The 22,475-nt window shown below is 64.7% G+C and carries 20 protein-coding genes and 1 pseudogene; 16 read left to right on the forward strand and 5 right to left on the reverse strand.

Translation table 11 applies throughout. The features are described 5' to 3' along the window. The first annotated feature begins 61 nt into the window (after positions 1-61). Positions 62-976 (forward strand): phosphoribosylaminoimidazolesuccinocarboxamide synthase, encoded by a 915-nt coding sequence (locus tag IVB07_RS37650; RefSeq protein WP_018455824.1) that lies wholly within the window; start codon positions 62-64, stop codon positions 974-976. Between the two features lie 262 nt (positions 977-1,238). Beyond that, positions 1,239-3,455: a SulP family inorganic anion transporter gene (locus IVB07_RS37655; RefSeq protein ID WP_247364356.1), complete on the forward strand. Its 2,217-nt coding sequence runs from the start codon at positions 1,239-1,241 to the stop codon at positions 3,453-3,455. Here IVB07_RS37655 and IVB07_RS37660 read toward each other — a convergent pair. Next, positions 3,445-4,277 (reverse strand): annotated as a pseudogene (locus IVB07_RS37660) (alpha/beta hydrolase). The gene IVB07_RS37655 and the pseudogene IVB07_RS37660 overlap by 11 nt on opposite strands. Positions 4,278-4,594: 317 nt before the next feature. On the opposite strand from IVB07_RS37660, the gene IVB07_RS37665 reads away from it, so the two are divergent. Next, positions 4,595-5,440, forward strand: coding sequence for a helix-turn-helix domain-containing protein (locus IVB07_RS37665; protein ID WP_346659462.1), 846 nt, complete (start codon positions 4,595-4,597; stop codon positions 5,438-5,440). An 11-nt stretch (positions 5,441-5,451) separates the two neighbouring features. Here IVB07_RS37665 and IVB07_RS37670 read toward each other — a convergent pair whose 3' ends face one another. From IVB07_RS37670 to IVB07_RS37680, 3 genes are all read right to left on the reverse strand, one after another. Beyond that, the gene (locus IVB07_RS37670) at positions 5,452-6,171 is read right to left on the reverse strand and encodes a hypothetical protein (RefSeq protein WP_018455821.1); all 720 of its coding nucleotides are present in this window, start codon (positions 6,169-6,171) and stop codon (positions 5,452-5,454) included. Between the two features lie 115 nt (positions 6,172-6,286). Next, positions 6,287-7,780: an NAD-dependent succinate-semialdehyde dehydrogenase gene (locus tag IVB07_RS37675; RefSeq protein ID WP_018455820.1), complete on the reverse strand. Its 1,494-nt coding sequence runs from the start codon at positions 7,778-7,780 to the stop codon at positions 6,287-6,289. 122 nt (positions 7,781-7,902) lie between these two features. Then, entirely contained in the window at positions 7,903-8,223 is a 321-nt protein-coding gene (locus IVB07_RS37680; protein WP_007603877.1) for a hypothetical protein, read from the reverse strand. Between the two features lie 347 nt (positions 8,224-8,570). On the opposite strand from IVB07_RS37680, the gene IVB07_RS37685 reads away from it, so the two are divergent. Together IVB07_RS37685 and IVB07_RS37690 are read left to right on the forward strand one after the other, a co-directional pair. After that, positions 8,571-9,764 carry a serine hydrolase domain-containing protein gene (locus IVB07_RS37685; RefSeq protein WP_018455819.1) on the forward strand — a complete coding sequence of 398 codons (1,194 nt, stop codon included), beginning with the start codon at positions 8,571-8,573 and terminating at the stop codon, positions 9,762-9,764. Positions 9,765-9,843: 79 nt separating this feature from the next. Next, positions 9,844-11,538, forward strand: a complete 1,695-nt coding sequence (locus IVB07_RS37690) for an AMP-binding protein (RefSeq protein WP_018455818.1) — start codon at positions 9,844-9,846, stop codon at positions 11,536-11,538. A 133-nt stretch (positions 11,539-11,671) separates the two neighbouring features. On the opposite strand, the gene IVB07_RS37695 is transcribed toward IVB07_RS37690, so the two are convergent. Further along, entirely contained in the window at positions 11,672-12,673 is a 1,002-nt protein-coding gene (locus IVB07_RS37695; RefSeq protein WP_018455817.1) for an adenosine kinase, read from the reverse strand. A 125-nt stretch (positions 12,674-12,798) separates the two neighbouring features. Between IVB07_RS37695 and murJ the strand changes: the two genes are divergently transcribed. From murJ to ybeY, 11 genes are all read left to right on the forward strand, one after another. Continuing rightward, a complete protein-coding gene (gene murJ / locus IVB07_RS37700; protein WP_026233033.1) occupies positions 12,799-14,349 on the forward strand; it encodes a murein biosynthesis integral membrane protein MurJ in 1,551 nt (516 codons plus the stop codon). A 73-nt stretch (positions 14,350-14,422) separates the two neighbouring features. Beyond that, a complete protein-coding gene (trpS, locus tag IVB07_RS37705) occupies positions 14,423-15,475 on the forward strand; it encodes a tryptophan--tRNA ligase (RefSeq protein WP_018455815.1) in 1,053 nt (350 codons plus the stop codon). A 108-nt stretch (positions 15,476-15,583) separates the two neighbouring features. Then, positions 15,584-16,078: a universal stress protein gene (locus tag IVB07_RS37710; RefSeq protein WP_018455814.1), complete on the forward strand. Its 495-nt coding sequence runs from the start codon at positions 15,584-15,586 to the stop codon at positions 16,076-16,078. A 174-nt stretch (positions 16,079-16,252) separates the two neighbouring features. Then, a complete protein-coding gene (locus IVB07_RS37715; protein ID WP_026233032.1) occupies positions 16,253-16,822 on the forward strand; it encodes a NifU family protein in 570 nt (189 codons plus the stop codon). Between the two features lie 85 nt (positions 16,823-16,907). Next, a complete protein-coding gene (gene tsaB, locus IVB07_RS37720; protein ID WP_018455812.1) occupies positions 16,908-17,606 on the forward strand; it encodes a tRNA (adenosine(37)-N6)-threonylcarbamoyltransferase complex dimerization subunit type 1 TsaB in 699 nt (232 codons plus the stop codon). Beyond that, on the forward strand, positions 17,603-18,085 hold the full coding sequence (gene rimI / locus IVB07_RS37725; protein WP_018455811.1) for a ribosomal protein S18-alanine N-acetyltransferase: 483 nt from the start codon (positions 17,603-17,605) through the stop codon (positions 18,083-18,085). Before tsaB ends, rimI begins: the two co-directional genes overlap by 4 nt. Positions 18,086-18,123: 38 nt before the next feature. Further along, positions 18,124-18,579, forward strand: coding sequence for a Fur family transcriptional regulator (locus IVB07_RS37730; RefSeq protein ID WP_007598312.1), 456 nt, complete (start codon positions 18,124-18,126; stop codon positions 18,577-18,579). Then, on the forward strand, positions 18,580-19,260 hold the full coding sequence (locus tag IVB07_RS37735) for an HAD family hydrolase (RefSeq protein ID WP_018455809.1): 681 nt from the start codon (positions 18,580-18,582) through the stop codon (positions 19,258-19,260). A 192-nt stretch (positions 19,261-19,452) separates the two neighbouring features. Then, positions 19,453-20,841 (forward strand): tRNA (N6-isopentenyl adenosine(37)-C2)-methylthiotransferase MiaB, encoded by a 1,389-nt coding sequence (miaB, locus tag IVB07_RS37740; RefSeq protein ID WP_018455808.1) that lies wholly within the window; start codon positions 19,453-19,455, stop codon positions 20,839-20,841. Between the two features lie 4 nt (positions 20,842-20,845). After that, on the forward strand, positions 20,846-21,904 hold the full coding sequence (locus IVB07_RS37745; RefSeq protein WP_081747794.1) for a PhoH family protein: 1,059 nt from the start codon (positions 20,846-20,848) through the stop codon (positions 21,902-21,904). 61 nt (positions 21,905-21,965) lie between these two features. Then, entirely contained in the window at positions 21,966-22,475 is a 510-nt protein-coding gene (gene ybeY, locus IVB07_RS37750; RefSeq protein WP_018455806.1) for an rRNA maturation RNase YbeY, read from the forward strand.

The raw sequence follows: 22,475 nt of genomic DNA on the forward strand, positions 1-22,475 counted from the left end.
GTCGCGCGATCAGGCTCGGCCGGATGTCCCGTCGCAAGGCCTTGCTCCGAAAGTTCTGCCGATGACCACCATGCTCTCCAGCGACCTGCCCCTGCCCAAGATCGGGCGCGGCAAGGTGCGCGATATCTACGCCGTCGACGACGACCGCCTGCTGCTCGTCACCACGGACCGCATCAGCGCCTTCGATGTCGTGATGGGCGAGACCATCCCGATGAAGGGCGCGGTACTGACGCAAATCAGCGCCTTCTGGTTCAACGAGCTCGAAGGCGTGGTGCCGCATCACATGATCAGCGCCGACACCGACGAGATCATCGCCGCCGTGCCGGCCTTGAAGCCGCATCGTGCCGAGATTCTCGGCCGCGCCATGCTGTGCCGCCGGACCACGGTGTTTCCGATCGAATGCGTGATCCGCGGTTATCTCTCGGGCTCGGCCTGGAAGGAATATGCAGCAAGCGGAACGCTGGCCGGCGAGAAGCTGAAGGCGGGACTTGTCGAGAGCGAGAAGCTGGAGCCCTCGATCTTCAGCCCGGCGACCAAGGCCGAGACCGGCCATGACGAGAACATTACCATCGCAAAAATGCGCGAGGTCGTCGGCGACGAGACGGCCTACACGCTCGAGAGCATGACGCGCGCGATCTACACGCTCGGCGAGGAGCTCGCCCGCGAACAGGGCATTATCATCGCCGACACCAAGTTCGAATTCGGCCGCGACAAGGACGGCCGCATCATCCTGATCGACGAGGTCATGACGCCGGATAGTTCGCGCTTCTGGGCCGTCGATGCCTACAAACCCGGCCAGCCGCAGGCGAGCTTCGACAAGCAGCCCTTGCGCGACTATCTCGATGTCGAGCGCCGCGCCGGCCGCTGGAACGGCGACGCCCCGCCGCCGCCTTTGCCCGCAAGCGTGGTGGACGCGACCAGCAAGCGGTATCTGGAAGCATATCGCCGCGTGACGGGAAGCGAACTCAAGATCTAGTGCAGGCCCTTAGCGTCGTCCTGGACCAGCGAACGAAGTGAGCGCCGATCCAGGACCCATTACCACCGGGCGCGGTTTGGCGAAGACTGTGGCCGTCACCTCGCGGCACGACTCCTCCCTGGGATAATGGGTCCTGGCTTTCGCCAGGACGACACCGAATGGCGGGCGCTTCGGTTTCTTCCATCCGGCTTGCAAGAATCTTGTTGCGCTAAGTCTCCAGTCGTCTACCTCTCGGAGGGGAATACTCAGCGAGTGGCACGGCGTGACAGATCCAGCGATTGGCTTCACTCCGTCGACCGGGCTCAATCCGGCCCTCAAGCGCGCGCTGAACGATATATTGGGCGGGAGCGCCGCCAGCGTCCTGACCGTCACGTTCGGACTGTCCTACGCGCTGCTGATCTTCGCGGGGCCGTTGTCGCCCTATCTGTCCTACGGCATCACGGCCACTTTCGTCAGCTCCGCGGTGCTTGCGGCCGTCGTCGGGCTCGGCAGCTCGCTGCCCTTCGCGATTGCAGCCCCCGACAGCTCGACCGCCGCGGTGACGGGTATCCTGGCGGCCTCGGTGGTCGAACGCATCGAGACGGCGAACCTGTCGACGCCGTTGCTGTCCCCTATCCTGATCACGCTCGGCCTGTCGACGATGCTGACAGGATTGGTGCTGTGTGGACTGGGCCTGACGCGGCTTGGCCGCGCCATCCGTTACGTGCCTTATCCGGTGGTCGGCGGCTTCCTCGGCGCCACCGGACTTCTCATCGTCATGGGTGCGGTCCGGGTGATCACCGACCATCCGCTGCAGTTCACGACGCTGTCGCACTTCGCCGACCGCACCATCCTGCTGGAGCTCGGTGCCGCCTGCGCGATGGCGCTGGTGCTGTATCTCACCTGGCACCGCTCGCGCAGCCCGTTCGGACTGCCGATCATCCTGGTCGGCGGCGTGCTCACCGCGCATCTGGCGTTCTGGATCACCGGCGTTTCCTTCGATGAGGCGCGCACATTGGGCTGGACCTTTCAGCCACCGCCGCAAGCGGTCTTCATGCTGCCCTGGCATACCGACGATCTCGCCCGCTATCCCTGGTTTGCCATACCGGACCTGCTTGGCAATGTCGTCGCCGTCATCTTCGTCACGGCCTCCAGCACGCTGTTCAACACCACCGGCATCGAGGTGGCCACGCATCGCGAAGCCAATCTGGAGTGTGAGCTGAACGTCACCGGCGCCGCCAACATCCTGACCGGCATGCTGGGCGGCTACCCCGGTTGCAGCTCGACCAGCCGCTCGATGCTCAATTTCAGCAGCGGCGGCCGCGGGCGACTGTCCGGCCTCACCGCCGCAGCGCTGTCGCTGCTGGTGCTTGCCGTCGCACCCGAGCTGCTCGGCTTCATCCCCAAATGCGTGCTCGGCGGGCTGTTGCTCTATCTCGGCGCCGACCAGTTGCACAAATGGATCATCGAGTCGCGCAAGCGGCTGTCGAAGCTCGAATATCTCTCGCTGATCGCCATCATCGCGATCATCGTGGCCTGGGGTTTCGTTCCGGGCATCCTGATCGGCGTCATCATCGGCTGCGCGACGTTTGCGTTCAGCGCCGCGCGGGTCGAGTCGATCAAATACAGTTTCGACGGCTCGGAGTACCGCTCCTCGCTCGACCGCTCGCGCGACGACCAGGACGTGCTGCTTGCCCACGGGGGCAAGATCCAGGGCCTCAATCTCCAGAGCTATCTCTTCTTCGGCTCCGCCAACCGGCTCTACCAGCACGTCAAGCAGCTGCTGCAGGAACGCCCCGAGTGCCGCTATCTGCTGTTTGACTTCAAGCTCGTCACCGGCGTGGATTCATCGGCTGCCTATAGTTTCGCCCAGATCAAGCGCAGCGCCGGCGATCTCGGAGTCGAGCTGATCCTGGTGCATCTGTCGGCTGCGGCCGAGAAGGTGCTGCGCTCCAGCGACTTCGTCGGCGAGGGCGTCACCATCATCCCCGAGCTCGATCGCGCGCTGGAATGGTGCGAGAACGAGCTCATCTCGCAGCATCAGGAGCTGGCGCAGGAAGAAGCCAGCCTGCGTGACTGGTTCACGCGAATGCTCGGCAGCGAAGGCGGCGCCGACGAGCTGATCCGCCGCTGCCAGCGCATCGAGGTCGAAGCCGGCGAGGTCATCGTGCAGGCCGGCGCCCCCGCCGATTCCATGCATTTCATCCTCGACGGCCGCGTCGGCATCATGATCCCGGCCGATCACGACCGCACCACACGCGTGCGCAGCCTCGGCCGTTACACCACGATCGGCGAGATGGGGCTGGTGTCACAGACACCGCGCAGCGCGACCATCCAGGCCGAGGTCGACAGCGTGCTCTACGTGCTGAATACGCACCAGTTCGACGCCATCAAGACCGAGGATCCAGCGCTCAGCCACAAGCTGCTGACCTATTTCGTGTCGGTCATGGCGGAGCGGCTGACCTTTGCGAACCGCACGATCGCGGTGCTCAGGCGGTAGCCCTCGCATCCAGAAACGTTCTGCAATGTGCTACGAACAAATCCGGGTATTGGAAAGGTGCGCCGTGTCCGGAGTCGGGATACAGGATGAGCTGCGCATCACTCATCGCCTTGAACATGTTGTAGGCGTTGATGCTCGGGAACATTGAATCGTCGCTGCCGTGAACAATCAAGGTGGGCTGCGCGATTGCGCGGAGGATGGACGCCTCGTCCTTGCGGGCACACCAGGTGATGATCGCCTTCGCCTGAGGTTCGCTCACACTGTCTCCGCTTTCGGGATCCCGGTCCTGTGCGCGCGCAGTCCTCGCGCGATAAAGCCCCTACCGGCGCGCTGGCTGGCCTCGGAGGGCGTAAAGAACAGCGGCAGCCTGACATCGGCAGCCCCACGGGCAAAGGCGTCGTTGACGACGGCCATCAGATGCTCCTCGCCGCCGCGCGGCGCCGCTCCCGCCACGATCATCTTGCGGACGAGCCCCGTCCCCCGGGCAGCGAGCACCTGAGCGATCATGCCACCGAGCGAGAAGCCGAGAAGATCGACCTCACCGAGATCGAGCGCCCTGATGAAAGTTTCGGCATCCGCCGCCATCCGCTCGACGTTGTCCGGCGTCGCGCCGGAGCTCGTGCCGACGCCCGCATTGTTAAAAACGATGACCGGCCTGGTTTCCGCGAGCCGGTTCACCACGGCCGGATCCCAGGAATCCATGTTGCCTGTGAAATGCTGAAGCAGGACCAGTGGCATACCCTTTGCCGGGTCGAGGCGCCTGAAGGCAAAGCGCATACCGCCGGCCTCGATGAATTCCGTTCGCGCCGTTTCAAGGGACATGCCTTTTCCTTTTTCTTGAAGTGCACGGATGGCTGCTGGCACGACGGCGAGCACTCCATATATGACGCTCGCCATATGTATGTCGTCTTCCCGCGCTCGAGGGTGGAGACGTATCAGCCGGCTTACGGCATCGACAGGACGTAGATGCCATCATTTCGGCCATCGAATTGGCGAGGGGAGCAGGCGCACAAACAGGTGGTCCGTCGCATCCAGGAGTCATCATGAGAATCGGCTTGGTTCTGTCTCCGAGCTTCCAGGCCGTCTGTTTCGGCGCCGTCGCCGCTTTCGACGTGGCGAACAAGCAGGCTTGAAAAAAGATCTACGATGTTCGTGCGTTCTCGGAAGACGGCGGGCTGGTCACCTCGTCTGCTGGGATGCAAGTCATGACGGAGCCTTTCGATCAGGCCGCTTTCGACACCCTCATCGTCGCGGCGGGCCTCGACATTCCAACCTCATCACCCGGCCTCGTCCGGCTGCTTCGCGCAGCGGCCCGGAATGCGCGGCGGGTTTCGTCGATCTGTCTCGGCTCGTTCGTGCTCGGTGACGCCGGGCTGTTGAACGGGCGGCGAGCGACCACGCATTGGCGCTACGCACAGGAGATGCAGGCCAGATTCCCGGGTTGCAATGTGGACGCCGACAAGATCTTCATTGCCGACGGCCAGATCTGGACGTCTGCCGGCATGAGCGCCGGCACCGACATGGTCGTCGGCATGATCGAACGAGATCTCGGTGCCGAGAGGGCTCGCTCCGTGGCCAAAGGCATGGTCATGTACCACAGCCGCCCCGGCGGACAATCGCAGCATTCGGTTTTGCTGGAGGTGGGAACGAGCGAAGACAGGATCCAGAAGGCCCTGAACTACGCCCGGCAAAACCTGCGCGAGAGCCTCACGATCGAAGATTTGGCCCGCGCCGCCTGTCTCAGCCCGCGGCAATTCACGCGACTCTTCCGCTCGGCGACCGGCACGACGCCGGCCAAGGCCGTCGAAGCCTTGCGCCTCGAATCCGCGAAGCTGATGCTGGAGCAGACTCGTTTGCCGATCGAGGTCGTGGCGCGCGAGACCGGCTTTGCGACCCGTGAGCGCATGCGACAGGCTTTTGTCCGCGTGCATGGCGAGGCGCCGCGGACCTTCCGCAAGGAGGCTGGGCCACTCGCCATGCTCTGACGTGCCTCAAATCAGCTCAGCCGGATATTGGACAGATCGATCGAGACGACCAGCGGCTCGGTGCTGAAGCTGCCGTCGGGTTGCCGTGCATAAATGCGACGCTTGGTCGGAAACCGGATGCCCGAGACCTCGACATAGCCATCGATCAGATGCGCGCCGGGCGTATTGCCGGCGATCTCCACGTCGTAATCGTGCCGCTTCAAGAGTCCGTCCGCATCGAAATAGAGCGTCTGCACCGCGCTGTGCGTTGCGATGTCATTTGGAAAACGGACCGCAAGACGGCGCCACAGCCCGTCATTCGTACGCACCGGCTCCAGCTCTTCTGCCTCGACTCCCGGCCAGGCGAGCACGAACGGGGTGTTGAGGTAAGTCCACATGGCGCAGCCGGCGAAATAGGCGAGCTGGAGATCGGTCCACGGCGTTTGCAGAGTATGACCTGCAAAGCTGCTGCGCGGGTCACGAAGCTCGTCGAGCACCGTGCCGTCGGCCGCTTCGAGGGCGACCCGCCCCGGCTCGAACCGCGAACGGCGGCGCTCGGCGCCGAAGGGCGAGTGGGACGCCCATTCCTGGCGCAGACCAACCGTCACGGTGGTCTGCTGAAGCGTCTCAGGCTCCCCTTTCAAGGACCACAACACGCCCCCCTGCTGAAGGTCGGCCGCGACCTGCTCGAACTGGTTCCAGCGCTGAAGCCCACCATGGGCTTCGATCGCCAGCTCACTTAGTTTGGTCATCACGTTCTCCTGCGTAGGGGCCGTTGCATTGAGCCCTGCTGCAGAGAACGTTAGGCCCTCACGGGAGGACGGCGAACGCCGTAGATGCCGCGTTTCAGGCCACGGCGACCAGCAGCTAAACCCCCGCCATCATCACATATTTGATCTCGACATATTCTTCCATGCCGTGATGCGAGCCTTCGCGGCCGAGGCCGCTTTCCTTGACGCCGCCGAAGGGCGCCACTTCGGTGGTGATCAGGCCGGTGTTGACGCCGACCATGCCGGATTCCAGCGCCTCGGCGACACGCCAGACGCGGCCGAGATCGCGGGAGTAGAAGTAGGAGGCGAGCCCGAACGGCGAGGCGTTGCACATCGCGATGACGTCGGCCTCGTCCTTGAAGCGGATCACCGGTGCGAGCGGGCCGAAGGTTTCCTCCTGCGCCACCAGCGAGTCCGGCTCGACGTCGGCAAGCACCGTCGGCTCGAAGAACGAACGCCCGAGCTCGCTGCGCTTGCCGCCGGTGACGATCCTGGCGCCGCGCTTGACGGCGTCCGCGATATGGCGCTCGACCTTGTCGACCGCTTTCAAATTGATCAGTGGGCCCTGCGTGACGCCGTTCTCGGTACCGTCACCGATCTTCATCGCCGCGACTTTCTTCGACAGCTTCTGCACGAACTCGTCGTAGATCTTGTCCTGGGCGTAGATGCGGTTGGCGCAGACGCAGGTCTGGCCCATGTTGCGGTATTTCGAGACGATCGCGCCGTCGACCGCCGCATCGATGTCGGCGTCGTCGAACACCACGAACGGCGCGTTGCCGCCGAGCTCGAGGCCGAGCCGCTTCACGCCGACGGAGGCCTGCCGGTAGAGAATCTTGCCGACCGCGGTCGAGCCGGTGAAGCCGACGAAACGCACGGCCGGATGCTCGCACAACACCTTGCCGATCGGCGCTGCATCGCCCGTGACGATGTTGAACACACCCTTGGGCACGCCGGCTCTCTCCGCGAGCGCGGCAAGCGCCAGCGCCGACAGCGGCGTTTCATTGGCGGGCTTCAGCACCACGGTGCACCCGGCCGCAAGCGCCGGCGAAACCTTTCGTGTGATCATCGAGTTCGGGAAATTCCACGGCGTGATCGCGCCGCAGACGCCGATCGGCTGCTTGATCGCGAGCAAGCGCGCATCCGGCCGCTGCGTCGGAATCGTCTCGCCATAGACGCGGCGGGCCTCCTCGGCGAAAAATTCGACATAGGCGCCGCCGATGTCGACCTCGCCGAGCGCTTCGGCGAGCGGCTTGCCCTGCTCGGAGGTGAGGATCAGCGCGAGGTCCTCGCGATTGGCGATGATCAGCTCGAACCATTTGCGCAAAATATTGGAGCGCTGCTTGGCGGTGTGCTTGGCCCAGCCCGGGAACGCGCGCTCGGCGGCCTCGACCGCCCTGGTGGCGTCATCGGCCGAAAGCTGCGGAACCTTTGCAAGCTCGATGCCGGTTGCGGGATTGTTGACGGCGAAGACCGGCGAGCCGACCCAGGTGCCGTCGATGTAACAGGCCTCCTTCAGCAGCGACGGGTCCTTCAACCGGTCGCGCAGATTGGACGTGGCGTGCTGGGCACGTGCGGCGGCGGTCGGGGTCATGGCGTTGCTCCTGCGGGGCTTTTGCGGGCTGTTCCGGTTCGGCCGGAATATAGGGAGACGCGGCGCGCAATGCACCGTCCCGCAACGCACATCTGCTGGGAGCCAGGCTCGGAGCGGCGGAGTTACGCCGCGCCGCTCAGATAGGTCTCGCGCCGCCCGATCATGCGCTCGGCGGCGGCCTTGGCGTCGGCCTTCGAGGAGGTTGCGCAGGTCCGGTATTCGAGATCAGGAACGTCGGACGCGTTGCGGCGGCCGAACCAGGACTTTGAACCGACCGGCAGCAGCGCCAGCGCCTGTGCCAGATTGTCGACAGCGCCGAAGGAATAAAGTGCGCCGGTGCCGGCGATGCGGACCTCGTAGATGCCGGGCGCGATCGGCGCTTCGAGATTCTCGCCCCGTCCGGGACGGGGATAGCGCTTCCATTCGCTCCAGGTCGAAATCATCTGAGGTCCCCCCTCGCGGCCGGTGGGCGGCCGCCAATTTGCATCAAGTCTTAACGTCGACCGTCGATCGGCCGAGAGCTGAACGCCGCAGCTCACAAAATGTTTCAAGTGCTTCAAACAGTCGAAACATCTCGCCAGCACCCATCCACGGTCACGGCTGGTTGCGGCCATCCACCACAGATTGTGACGGAGTGTTGCAGGTCAGCCGCCTTGTCGTCGTGCGAGGGGAGCCGACCGTCAAGTCACGACATCGCGACCGCGGCAGGTACGCGGATGTGCTTGCCGCGCGGCGCACGCGGGAGGACAATCGATCGCTTCCAACAATAATCAAACCGGAGGAAACGCGGATGCAAGGCAAAGCTGAGATCGACGAGATTCTGCGCCAGAAGAGCGAGGCCAGGGAGATTCCCGGCGTCGTCGCCATCGCCGCCAGCGGTACCGAGGTGCTGTATCAGGGCGCGTTCGGCAAACGCGACCTGTCCAAGCCGGATGCGATGACCGCCGACAGCGTGTTCTGGATCGCATCGATGACGAAGGCGGTGACATCAGCGGGCGCGATGCAGCTCGTCGAGCAAGGCAAGCTGTCGCTGGATGCGCCGATCGGCGAGGTGTTGCCCGATCTCGCCAAGCCGCAGGTGCTCGAAGGTTTCGATGCCAAGGGCGAAGCCAAGCTGCGGCCGGCCAAGGGGCCGATCACGCTGCGCCAGCTCATGACCCACACCGCCGGCTTTGCCTACAACATGTGGAACGGCGATCTCGCGATCCATCTCGAGAAATCCGGCATCCCCGCCATCACCACCTGCCAGAACGCGGCGTTGAAGACGCCGGTTATGACCGACCCCGGCACGCGCTGGGAATACGGCACCAATATCGATTTCGTCGGCAAGGCGGTGGAAGCCGTCAGCGGCAAGCGCCTCGATGCCTATCTGCGCGACAATCTGTTCGCACCGCTCGGCATGAGCGATACCGCTTTCAAGATCACCGACGACATGCGCAAGCGTCTGGTCGGCATGCATGCGCGCGGCGAGGATGGCCAGCTCGCCGCGATCCCGTTCGAGCTCGAGCAGGAGCCGGAATTCCACATGGGCGGCGGCGGCCTTTATTCGACCGCGGCCGACTACATCAAGTTTACCCAGATGATCCTGAACAAGGGCCGCGGCAACGGCAATCAGGTGCTGAAGGCCGAGACCATCGCGACGATGGGGCAGAACCACATCGGCGACCTCGCCATGGGCAAGATGACCACGGCGGCGCCGATGTACACCAATGACGTCGATCTCTATCCGGAGCAGGTGAAGAAGTGGGGCCTCAGCTTCATGATCAACACCGCCAAGACCGCCGAGGGCCGCAGCGCGGGCAGCCTCGCCTGGGCGGGCCTCGCCAACACCTATTACTGGATCGACCCGGCGCGCGACGTCACCGGCGTGATCCTGATGCAGCTGCTGCCATTCGCCGACGCAAAGTGTCTCGAGGCTTTTGCCGGCTTCGAGCGCGGCGTCTATGCCGGGCTCGATGCGGGAAGCGGGCAGAAGGCGGCGTGAGGCGCGCCTGACTCTCACGACGCGTCACGGCCGGGCTTGTTGTCCCGGCCGTGCACGCAGCTGACTGGAGGACACGATCTTGGCAGACAAAGCCGACAGTTACGTTTGCGGCACCTCCGACACGCCGCTGCTCGGCGACACCATCGGGCGCAGCCTCGATCAGGCCGCGCGGCGCTGGAGCGATCGTGAGGCGCTGGTCTCGCCCAGCCACGGCGTGAGATGGAAATGGGGAGAGTTTGCCCAGCGGGTCGACGCGCTCGCCGCCGGCTTTGTCGCGCTCGGCCTCGAACGCGGCGCGCGGATCGGCATCTGGTCGCTGAACCGGCCGGAATGGACACTGACCCAGTTTGCCGCCGCCAAGGCCGGCCTCATCCTGGTGACGATCAATCCGGCCTACCGGCTGAGCGAGCTGGAATTCGCGCTTCACAAGGTCGGATGCAGCGCCATCGTCACCGCGACGGCATTCAAGACCAGCAACTACATGGACATGCTCAACACGCTGTTGCCGGAGCTCGCGAGCGCCAAGCCCGGGCAATTGCGCGCGGCGCGGCTGCCGGCCTTGCGCATCGTGATCCAGATCGGCGGCCCCGCCTGCCCGGGCACGGTCCCGTTCGACGAGGTCGCCGGCATGGGCGGTACCCTGCATCGCGAACAGCTCGCCGCGCTCAGTGCCTCGCTGCAATTCGACGATGCCGTCAACATCCAGTTCACCAGCGGAACGACGGGATCGCCCAAGGGCGTGACGCTGACCCATCACAACATTCTCAACAACGGCTATTTCGTCGGCCGCGCCATGCGCCTGACCGAACAGGACCGCATCTGCATTCCGGTGCCGCTCTATCATTGCTTCGGCATGGTGATGGGCAACCTCGCCTCCGTCACGCTCGGCGCAACGATGGTCTATCCCGGCGAGGGGTTTGATCCGCTCGCAACGCTGCGGACGATCGAGCAGGAAAAATGCACCGCGCTGTACGGTGTGCCGACCATGTTCATCGCCGAACTCGACCACGGCGAATTCTCAAACTTCGATCTGACATCGCTGCGCACCGGCATCATGGCCGGTGCACCCTGCCCGATCGAGGTGATGAAGCGCGTCAACAGCGAGATGAACATGGGCGAGGTCACGATCGCCTATGGCATGACCGAGACGAGCCCGGTCAGCTTCCAAAGCGCCGTCGACGACCCGCTCGATCGCCGCGTCTCGACGGTCGGGCGAATCCATCCGCATGTCGAGGTCAAGGTCGTCGATCTCGAGGGCAAGATCGTCAAGCGCGGCGAACGGGGCGAGCTCTGCACCCGCGGCTACAGCGTGATGCTGGGCTACTGGGAGGAGCCGGAGAAGACCGCGGATGTGCTCGACGCCAACGGCTGGATGCATACCGGCGACATCGCCATCATCGACGACCAGGGTTATTGCAACATCGTCGGCCGCATCAAGGACATGGTGATCCGCGGCGGCGAGAACCTCTATCCCCGCGAGATCGAGGAATTTCTCTACCGCCATCCCAAGATTCAGGACGTGCAGATCTTTGGCGTTGCGGATACCCGCTACGGCGAGGAGCTCTGCGCCTGGATCCGCGTCAGGCCCGGCGAGACGCTGACGAAGGAAGAGGTGCGCACCTTCTGCGACGGCCAGATCGCCCACAACAAGATTCCGCGGTACGTGGAATTCGTCGACGAGTTTCCGATGACCGTGACCGGAAAGGTCCAGAAATTCCTGATGCGCGACGACGTGGAGCAACGGCTTGGACTGAAAGCCGCGAAGACGGCGTGAGCCGCAGCTGTCATTCCCCGCGAAGGCGGGGAATCCAGTACGCCGAAGCTTCTCGATTGAATCACGACCGTCTCGGAGTACTGGATCGCCCGGCCAAGCCGGGCGATGACAGCGAGGATGAGGCTATTCCACCTTAAGACGTCAGCCCGCGCTGCCCGGCGAGCTCCTTCAGCGACACCTGTGGACGCGCGCCGATGTGCTGGATCACTTCGGCGGCCGCGAGCGCGCCGAGTTCGCCGCACTGCTTGTGGGGCAGGTTGCGCGCCAGACCGAACAGGAAGCCGGCGGCGAAGAGATCGCCGGCCCCGGTGGTGTCCACGAGTTTCGCGATCGGAGACGCCGGGGCTGCGACTGCGTCAGTTGGCGTCACCACCACGCAGCCTTTCTCGCTGCGGGTGACCACGCCGAGATTGACGTCGTTGCGCAGCTGCTTGAGCGCGGTGTCGAAGTCCGAGGTCTGGTAGAGCGAATGCAGCTCGGACTCGTTCGCGAACACGATATCGACGGTGCCGTTGCGCATCAGCCCCAGGAACTCGTCGCGATAACGATCGACGCAGAAGGAATCCGACAACGTCAGCGCCACCTTGCGCTTGGCATCATGAGCGATCTTGGCCGCCTTGACGAAGGCGTCCTTGGCGTTCTTGGGGTCCCAGAGATAGCCCTCGAGGTAGACGATGCCGGCCGCGGCGATCTCGGCCGGGTCGATGTCGGCGGGCGACAGGTCCTGCGCGGCGCCGAGATAGGTGTTCATGGTGCGCTCGCCGTCGTCAGTCACCAGGATGTAGGAGCAGCCGGTCGCAGGACCGTCCTTCGCCGCGGGCGTGTTGAAGGCGACGCCGGCCGCGCGGATGTCGTGGACGTAGAGCTTCCCGATCTGGTCGTCCTTGACCTTGCCGACATAGGCGGCGCGCGCCCCGAGGCTGCCGATGCCGACGATGGTGTTGGCGGCCGAACCGCCGGAAACTTCCGTCGCCGGGCCCATGTCCTTGTAGATGGCGGCGGCCCGCGCCTCGTCGATCAGGGACATGCTGCCCTTGGTCATGCCGTGCTTGCCCAGAAAGGCTTCGTCGGTCTTGACCAGCACGTCGAACAGCGCGTTGCCGATGCCGAGAACGTCATATTTCACGTCAGCCATTCACCTTGATCCTGTTTGGCGGATTGCGATACCCGCGGAAATCCGCTTCCTGTCGGTCTGAAATCTGGCTCGCGGCCTATCACGGCCGGCCCTTCGCGGGCAAGCAACGGTATTATGCAGTTCCGATGATCCGCTCCTTCCTGACCGTCTCGACGGGGACACTGGCTTCACGGCTGCTGGGCTTTGCACGCGATTCCCTGATCGCGGCGCTGCTCGGCACCGGCGCCGTGGCGGACGCGTTTCTGGCGGCATTTCAGCTCGTCAATGTGGTGCGGCGCCTGCTCAGCGAGGGGGCCCTGAATGCGGCGCTGATCCCGGCCTGGCTGCGCGTTCGTGACCGCGACGGCGAGGCGGCTGCCGCGGCGTTCGCGGGACGCGTGCTCAGCTCCGTGAGCGCGGGCCTGATCGCAATCTCAATCGTGATTGCACTGCTGATGCGGCTGATCATCATGATCATCGCGCCGGGCTTCGTCGGCAGCGCATCGCTCGATCTCGCCGTCCAGAATGCGCGGCTGATGCTGCCTTATCTTGCCTTCGCGGGACCCGTCACGGTGCTGATGGGCCTGCTCAACGCGCAGGGTCGCTTTGCACTCACCGCGTTCTCGCCGCTGCTGTTCAACATCGCCCTGATCGCTGCGAGCACAACACTCCTGCTGTGGCACGTCGACGCGACCGTCGCCGCGTGGATATTGGCGGCCTCCGTCGGCATCGCCGGCCTGTTGCAGCTCCTGATGCTGCTGTCGCAGCGAAGTGCGCGTCTGGCGACACCGTTGCGCGTGAGCTTCGACAAGGACATGCGCGGCTTCTTCGCCAAGGCGATCCCGGGCATGATCGCGAGCTCCGGCCCGCAATGGCTGATGGTTGCCGGCGCGATCATCGCCTCCGCCACGCCGGCCGCGGTCTCCTGGCTCTATTTCGCCAACCGCTTGATCGAGCTGCCGCTTGGCATTGTCGGCGTCGCCATGGGTACGGTGCTGGTGCCGGAGCTGACGCGCGCGGTGAGGAGCGGTCACCGTGACGCGGTTGCGTATGCGGAATCGCGTGCGCTGGAACTCGCGACCGGGCTGGCATTGCCGGCGACGCTCGGCCTGATCGTGCTGGCCGAGCCGATCGTGCGGCTGCTGTTTGAACACGGCGCCTTTGGCGCGGAGGACAGCGCGACCACGGCGCGCGCCCTGATGTGGCTGGCGCTGGGACTGCCGGCGCACGTGCTGATCAAGGCGCTGTCCCCGACCTATTTTGCCCGCAGCGACACGATGACGCCGCTGCTTGCGACCGCGAAAGGGTTCGTGGTCGCGGTCGCGCTCGCGATCCTGCTCGGTCACTTCTTCGGCGCGAGCGGGATCGCCGCCAGCATTGCCGCCGGCGCCTGGAGCAGTGCGATCTCGCTGCTCCGGAAAGGCACGCGTGAATTCGGCTTCTCGGTCGACGCCGCCGCCCGCAAGCGGCTGCCGCGAATCGTGCTCGCCGCGCTCGCCATGGGCGGCCTGCTGTGGCTGACCGCGGGCCTCTTGCCTTCACAGGCCCATGGGCTCATCCGCTTCATTGCGCTGGGATCACAGATCGCCGCCGGAATCGTCGTCTATGGCTTGCTCCTGCAAATCCTCCGCGTCGCGTCCTGGCGCGAGGCGGCCGGTGCCTTGAAGCGCCCCGCCCAGCCCGATCCCGGCGCCTGAAGTCAGCGAAATTCCCTTGACGGGGCAGCGCCGCTGTTGGAAACGACGCCCCGTATCTTGCAGGGAAGCTGCCATGCCATTCGTTGAACGGGTTTTTTCGGGCGTCCAGCCGACGGGCAATCTGCACCTCGGCAATTATCTCGGCGCAATCGTCAACTTCGTGAAGATGCAGGAAACCCACAACTGCATCTATTGCGTCGTCGACATGCACGCGATCACGCAGGGCGTGGACGTCTGGGGCGGACCAGTCGAGCTCGCGCGCAACACCCGCGAGGTGACCGCGGCGTTCATCGCCAGCGGCATCGATCCGAGCAAGCACATCGTGTTCAACCAGAGCCAGGTCTCGGGCCACGCCGAGCTCGCCTGGATCTTCAACTGCGTCGCGCGCATGGGCTGGCTCGGCCGTATGACCCAGTTCAAGGAGAAGGCCGGCAAGGACCGCGAGAACGCCTCCGTCGGTCTGTTCGACTATCCCGTGCTGATGGCGGCTGACATTCTGCTCTACCGCGCCACCCACGTGCCGGTCGGCGAGGACCAGAAGCAGCATCTCGAGCTGTCGCGCGACATCGCGCAGAAGTTCAACAACGACTTCGCTGAGTCGATCCGCAACCTCGGCGCCAATGACGGCCTGTTCTTCCCGCTGCCGGAACCCTTGATCACGGGCCCGGCGACGCGCGTGATGAGCTTGCGCGACGGCACCAAGAAGATGTCGAAGTCGGATGCGTCGGATAATTCGCGCATCAATCTGACCGACGACGCCGACACCATCGCGCAGAAGGTCCGCAAGGCCAAGACCGACCCGGAGCCGCTGCCGACCGAGGAGAAGGGTCTGGAAGCGCGTCCCGAGGCCGACAATCTCGTCGGTATCTTCGCCGCGCTCTCCGGCCGCTCCAAGGCCGACGTGCTCAGGGATTTCGGCGGCGGCCAGTTCTCCAGCTTCAAGAACGCGCTGGTGGATTTGTGCGTCACGAAGCTCGCGCCGATTGCCGGCGAGATGAAGCGCCTCGTCGCCGACCCCGGCCATATCGACGCGATCCTGAACGATGGCGCCGACCGCGCGCGCGCGATTGCCGACGAGACCATGACGCTCTCGAAGGACATCGTGGGCTTCATCCGTCGGCGCTGATAATAAGTTCGCGAAAACGCGGCCGACGCCACGGCGCCGGCTCGCTTCTGCTCTCCCCAAGTACGACGGAGTGTGGCAGCATGTCAGCGTGGACATTCCGGGACATGCATGACCAGCAAGCGACTTTGCTTCGAGCCGGGTCACAAGCCCAAATGCCTCGTCATCGTCGACGACACCGCCGAATGGGATCGCGCGGTCTATTACGCCAGCCGCTGGGCGATTCGGGCCGGTGGCGGCGTGGTGATGCTCCGCATCATCGAGCCCGAACAGCAGAGCCAGGAATGGCTGGGGGTCGCCGACATCATGCGCGCCGAAGCGCATGAGGCGGCCGAAGCCGCGCTCGACCGTGCCGCCGGCCGCGCCAACGGCATCGCCGCGATCACGCCGGAACGGGTGATCCGCGAAGGCGCTGCGATGGAACAGCTGCTGGCGGTGATCGACGAGGACCCCGACATCGCCATGCTGGTGCTCGCCGCGAACCCGGGCGCGGAAGGCCCGGGGCCATTGGTCGCGCTGCTCGCGCACGCGCTGGGCACGTTCCCGGTGCCGGTGACGGTCATTTCCGGCGCGCTCAGCGACCAGAGCGTGGATTCGCTGTCCTAGACTGCTGCTCGTTCGCCTCGCCCCGTTAGCCGGCAGAGGGAAGAAGCGGGTACCCTAACCCGCTGATATAACAGGTGAACGGCCAGCTTACCCCTTGACCGTGCGTTCGCCGTCGCCATCTGCTAGTGGATAGAGCACGCGCCGGCCTTGAACCGGCGACGTCTGGAGAAAACCATGTTCATTCAAACCGAAGCCACCCCCAATCCCGCCACGCTGAAGTTCATTCCCGGCCGCGTCGTGGTCGACGGCGGACCGATGGAATTTGCCAACCGCGAATCGGCCGCACGCTCGCCGCTCGCCGAAAAGCTGTTCGAAGTCCCCGGCGTCACCGGCGTGTTCTACGGCTCGGACTTCATCACCGTGACCAAGGCGAACGGTGAATGGCAACAGCTCAAGCCCGCGATCCTCGGCGCCATCATGGAGCACTACATGTCCGGCGCGCCGCTGCTCGCCGACGGTGCGGCCGCGAGCGATGTCGATCTCGACGAAGAGGACGAGTTCTTTGACGAAGCCGATGCCGAGACGGTCGACATGATCAAGGATCTGATCGAGACCCGCGTGCGGCCAGCGGTCGCCAATGACGGCGGCGACATCACTTTCCGCGGCTTCAAGGATGGTATCGTCTATCTCAACATGAAGGGCTCCTGCGCCGGCTGCCCGTCATCGACCGCGACGCTCCAGCACGGCATCCAGAACCTGCTCAAGCACTTCGTCCCCGACGTGGTCGAAGTCCGGCCGATGTAGGCTGGGGCCGCAAAGGCGTGGACGGCCGGGACAAGCCCGGCCATGATGACGAGCATTCCATGACGGATGGTGCTACCATCGTTCCATGCTGATCCTTGCCATCGATACCGCGCTGGAAGCGTGCGCGGTTGCCGTTCTCGACACCGATGCCGGCCAGCTCCTCGCGCAGGAGCAGCTTCTGATGAAGCGCGGCCACGCCGAAGCGCTGATGCCGATGATCGCGCGCGTGATGCAGTCAGCCAACCTCGCCTTCACAGCGCTCGAGCGCATCGCGGTCACCATGGGCCCCGGAAGTTTCACCGGCCTGCGCGTCGGCATTTCGGCCGCCCGCGGCCTTGCGCTTGCTGCGAAGCGGCCCGCCGTCGGCCTGACCACCTTGTCGGCCTATGCCGCCGCCGTCGTCGGCCAGAGCGGAGCGGCGCCGGTGATCTCGGCGATCGACGCGCGGCACGACCACGTCTATTTCCAGATCGTGGCCGGTGACGGCAGTCAGCTGGTGCGGCCGGGCGTCGCTCCCATCGACGAGGCGATCGCGGCGTCGCAATTCGGCGCGCCGCATCTGGTCGGCAATGCCGCGAAGATCCTCGCCGAGCGCTGGCCGAAAGATATGCCGCAGCCGGTCGCGGTCGACGCGCAGCCCGCGCCCGACATCGGCTGGGTCGCATGGCTTGGCGCCGCCGCCGATCCCGCGACAAATCCGGCGCGGCCGTTCTATCTGCGGGCGCCCGACGCAAAGCCGCCCGCACAACTGCCGCTTGCAGCACAAGCCGCAAGCTCACGATGAAATGGTTGTCGGAATGGTGGCGCGGCGGTACGGCCGTCGTCGAGCCGGCTGTCGCGCGCGACGTCGCACGGCTTGCGCAACTCCACGGCGCCTCCTTCGCGCGCGGTTGGGGCGAAGGCGAGTTCGAGAGCATGCTCAGCGAGCGCAACACGCTGGTGCACCGGTTGCGGCTCGGCCGCAAGACCGTGGGCTTCGCGGTGTCGCGGATCGGCGCAGACGAAGCAGAGATTCTCTCGATCGCGGTCGATCAGGCCCATCGCGGCCGCGGCCTCTCTCGCACGCTGCTGATGACCCATCTCGGCCACCTGGCAGGACGCGGCGTGCGCACAATATTTCTTGAGGTCGAGGAAAATAACCAGCCGGCGCGGCGGCTCTACGACCGAGCCGGATTCATGGTGGTCGGACGCCGCGAACGCTACTATAAGCAGCCGAACGGGGAACAATTGAACGCACTTCTGATGCGACGTGACTTGTCGTAACATTGATGGCAGAAAGCGCCCCGTCAGGCGGACATCACATGACTGGTCTTAAACCTTCCCCCGCTTCCAAGGCGTCCGGCATCGAGGCGCGCTGTGCCGCCACAGGCATGCGCATGACCGAGCAGCGTCGTGTCATCGCCCGCGTGCTCGCGGAGGCGGTCGATCATCCCGATGTGGAGGAACTATATCGCCGCTGTGTCGCGGTCGACGACAAGATCTCGATCTCGACCGTGTATCGGACCGTCAAGCTGTTCGAAGATGCGGGCATCATCGAGCGCCATGATTTCCGCGAAGGCCGCGCGCGCTACGAGCAGATGCGCGACAGCCATCACGACCACCTCATCAACCTGCGCGACGGCAAGGTGATCGAGTTCACCTCCGAGGAGATCGAGAAGCTCCAGGCGGAGATCGCCCGCAAGCTCGGCTACAAGCTGGTCGATCATCGGCTCGAACTCTATTGCGTCCCGCTCGACGACGACAAACCCACAAGTTAAGTGGCGATCGATCTCGTCATCTTCGATTGCGACGGCGTGCTCGTGGACAGCGAGGTGATCTCCTGTCGCGCGCATGCAGATGTGCTGTCGAGGCACGGCTATCCGATCACATCGGAGCAGGTGCTGGTCCGCTTCCTCGGCGTATCCGAGAAAGATGCACGGCGAATGGTCGAACAGGAGATCGGCCGCAATCTTCCCGATGATCTCGAAAGCCAAGTGAATGCTGCGACGCTGCAATTTTATGCCAGCGATTTGCAGCCGATCACCCATGTGGCCGCAGCGATTGGCGCAATCGATTTGCCCAAATGCGTTGCGTCGAGCGGCACGCCGGAGAAGATCCATCATGGCCTGACCTGCGCCGGTCTCTACGATCTGCTTGCGCCGAACATCTTTTCCGCGAGCCAGGTCGCGCGCGGCAAGCCCGCGCCCGATCTTTTTCTGTTCGCCGCCGCGCAGATGAAAGTCGCGCCGGAGCGGTGCCTCGTGATCGAGGACAGCGTCCCCGGGGTGACCGGCGCGCATGCCGCCGGGATGACCGTGCTGGGCTTTCACGGTGGCAGCCATTGCCCGCCGGGCCACGCTGAAAGGCTCCGGGCCGCCGGGGCCGGATTGACGTTCGACGATATGCGGCAATTGCCGGAGCTGGTCCGGCGGGTCGCGGCGGACACCCTGGCGGGCTGATTCAGGGTATTTTCTGAGTGCAGCTGGCGGCTGCCGGGACACGCACACGCCCGGAATCCCGAGGTTTTGGCGGGATTCCGCACTTCCCGCCAGCGCTCGCCCCGGAATGACAGCCCAAAGGGCGCCAATCGCTGGATTTTCGCCTCCCCAGCCTATATCTGAGGGCGGTCCTCCACCTCAATTCCGGATTCCATGACGCCGCCGCGCAAGCTGCACATCAAATCATATGGCTGCCAGATGAACGTCTACGATGCCCAGCGCATGGTGGACACGCTGGCCCCGGAAGGATTCGTGGAGACGGCCAGCGCTGATGACGCCGACCTCGTCATCCTCAACACCTGCCATATCCGCGAGAAGGCCTCGGAAAAGGTCTATTCGGAGCTCGGCCGCCTGCGCGTCGCCAAGGACGCCGCCGCGCGCGACGGGCGTACCATGCAGATCGCGGTCGCAGGCTGCGTGGCACAGGCCGAGGGCGAGGAGATCGTGCGCCGTGCACCCGCGGTCGACGTCGTGGTGGGACCGCAGAGCTATCATCATTTGCCGCAGCTGTTGAAGCGCGCCGGCAATGAAGGCCGCGCCATCGAGACCGAATTCCCGGCTCAGGACAAGTTCGGCTTCCTGGCCCAGCCCAAGCCCGGCGCGATCCGCGCCCGCGGCATTTCCGCTTTCGTCACGGTGCAGGAAGGCTGCGACAAGTTCTGCACCTTCTGCGTCGTGCCTTACACGCGTGGCTCGGAAGTCTCGCGGCCGGTGACAAAGATCGTCGACGACGTGAAGCGGCTCACCGAGAACGGCGTGCGCGAGCTCACGCTGATCGGACAGAACGTCAACGCCTATCACGGCGAGGGACCGGACGGAAAAAGCTGGCCGCTCGGCAGGCTGCTGGAGCACCTCGCGGCGCTCCCGGGCGTCGCGCGGCTGCGTTATTCGACCAGCCATCCGCGCGATGTCGATGACAGTCTGATTGCAGCCCATCGCGATCTCCATGCCTTGATGCCGTTCGTGCACCTGCCGGTGCAGTCGGGCTCGGACCGGATTCTGGCTGCCATGAACCGGAAACATACCGCCGATGATTATCGGCGTGTCGTCGACCGTTTCCGGTCCGCACGCCAAGACATTGCTTTCTCATCAGATTTTATCGTCGGCTTCCCCGGCGAGAGCGAGCAAGATTTTCTCGCGACCCTCGCGCTTGTCACGCAAATCGGCTACGCTGCGGCATATTCGTTCAAATACTCCGCCCGGCCGGGAACGCCGGCCGCGGACATGCAGGAGACGGTGTCCCCCTCCGAGATGGACCAGCGATTGGAGCGGCTCCAGGAACTGATCGACAGCCAGCAATCGGCCTTCAACAAGGCTGCGATTGGCTCAACGGTCGATGTGCTGTTCGAGCGCCCGGCCCGCAAGGACGGCCAGATCGTCGGCCGCACCGCCTTCCTCCAGCCCGCGCATGTGATGGCCTCCCCGGACATCATCGGACAGATCCTGCCGGTCCGGATCGACAGTCTCGAACGCTACAGCTTCCTCGGTGAGCTCGCCATGGCGCACGAGCCCGCTTTATCGCCCATCGCCACTGGAGCCTGAACCCTTGCCCAAAAGCGCATCGGATTCGTCTTCTTCCATCGCTCCCAGCCGCAAATTTGACCGCGACATGCAGGTTCCGCCCGAGACCCAGGTCGTCATCGATTTCGACGACAACCGCGCCGCGTCCGCGCTAGTTGGCCCTTATGGCCAGCATCTGGCACAGATCGAACGGCGGCTTGGCGTCGTCGTCGATTCCAAGGGCAACCACATCACGATTGGCGGCTCGCGCGACGGCTGCGATGCCGCGCGCCGGGTGCTGGAGACGCTCTACGCCCAGGCCGTGAAGGGACAGGATCTCGACCAGGGCGAGGTCGAGGGCGCGATCCGTGCCGTGATCGCGCAGGGCTCGCTGTTCGAGTTCGATGCCAAGTCGGCCAAATCCACCTTCGACAGCATCAATCTGCGCAAGCGCCCGGTGCGTGCGCGCACGGCGGCGCAGGATTCCTATATCCGCGCGCTGAAGCGCCACGAGCTGGTGTTCGGCATCGGCCCCGCCGGCACCGGCAAGACCTGGCTCGCGGTCGCGCATGCCGCGCAGCTATTCGAGCGCAAGGAAGTCGACAAGATCATCCTGTCGCGCCCGGCGGTGGAAGCCGGCGAGCGGCTCGGCTTTTTGCCCGGCGATCTCCGCGAGAAGGTCGATCCTTATCTCCGCCCGATCTACGACGCGCTCTATGACCTGATGGACGCGCGCATTGTCGAGCGCGCGCTGCAGACCGGCGAGATCGAGATCGCGCCACTCGCCTTCATGCGCGGTCGCACGCTGACCAACGCGGCCATCATCCTGGACGAGGCGCAAAACACCACGTCCATGCAGATGAAGATGTTCTTGACCCGCCTTGGCGAGAACAGCCGCATGATCGTCACCGGCGATCCCTCGCAGATCGACTTGCCGAACGGCCAGACCTCGGGCCTCGCCGAGGCGACGCGCCTGCTGAGCGGCGTCGAAGGCATTGCGCAAGTTCATTTCAAGGCCGAAGACGTGATCCGCCACGAGCTCGTGGCGCGGATCGTCTCCGCCTACGAAGGGTCGCCGCAGCGGCCGGCCGCCGGTAAATCCTGACGAGACAGCAACCGGACCATATGGGCGCGGACACGGCGCCCCTTCGTTCGGAACAAGGACAATGTCACACCCCAACCTTCCCATCACCGAGGTCCTCGTCGTCGCCGATTGCTGGCAGCGGGAGCCCGAATCCGAAGCCGTGATCCAGCGCGCCGTGGCGGCCGCCGCCGAGAATGTCGACGAAGACGTTGCGGAGGCGGAAGTGGCGGTGATGCTGACCGATGATGCCGGCATCCGCACCCTGAACAGCAACTGGCGCGGCATCGACAAGCCGACCAACGTGCTGTCGTTTCCCGCGCTGCAGCCGGAAGGCGACTGGAAGCCTGGCGATGCGCCGCGCATGCTGGGCGACATCGCGATCGCCTACGAGACCATGCGGCGTGAGGCGGACGAGGAACAAAAGCCGTTCGATCATCATTTGAGCCATCTCGCCGTGCACGGTTTCCTGCATCTGGTCGGCTACGACCACGAAAACGAAGACGACGCCGAGGAAATGGAAGCGCTCGAACGAGAGATCCTGGCTCATCTCGGCATTCCCGACCCCTATGCCGACCGCCCAGGGACGCATTGA

The organism is Bradyrhizobium sp. 172 (assembly GCF_023101065.1).
GTDB lineage: Bacteria > Pseudomonadota > Alphaproteobacteria > Rhizobiales > Xanthobacteraceae > Bradyrhizobium > Bradyrhizobium canariense_D.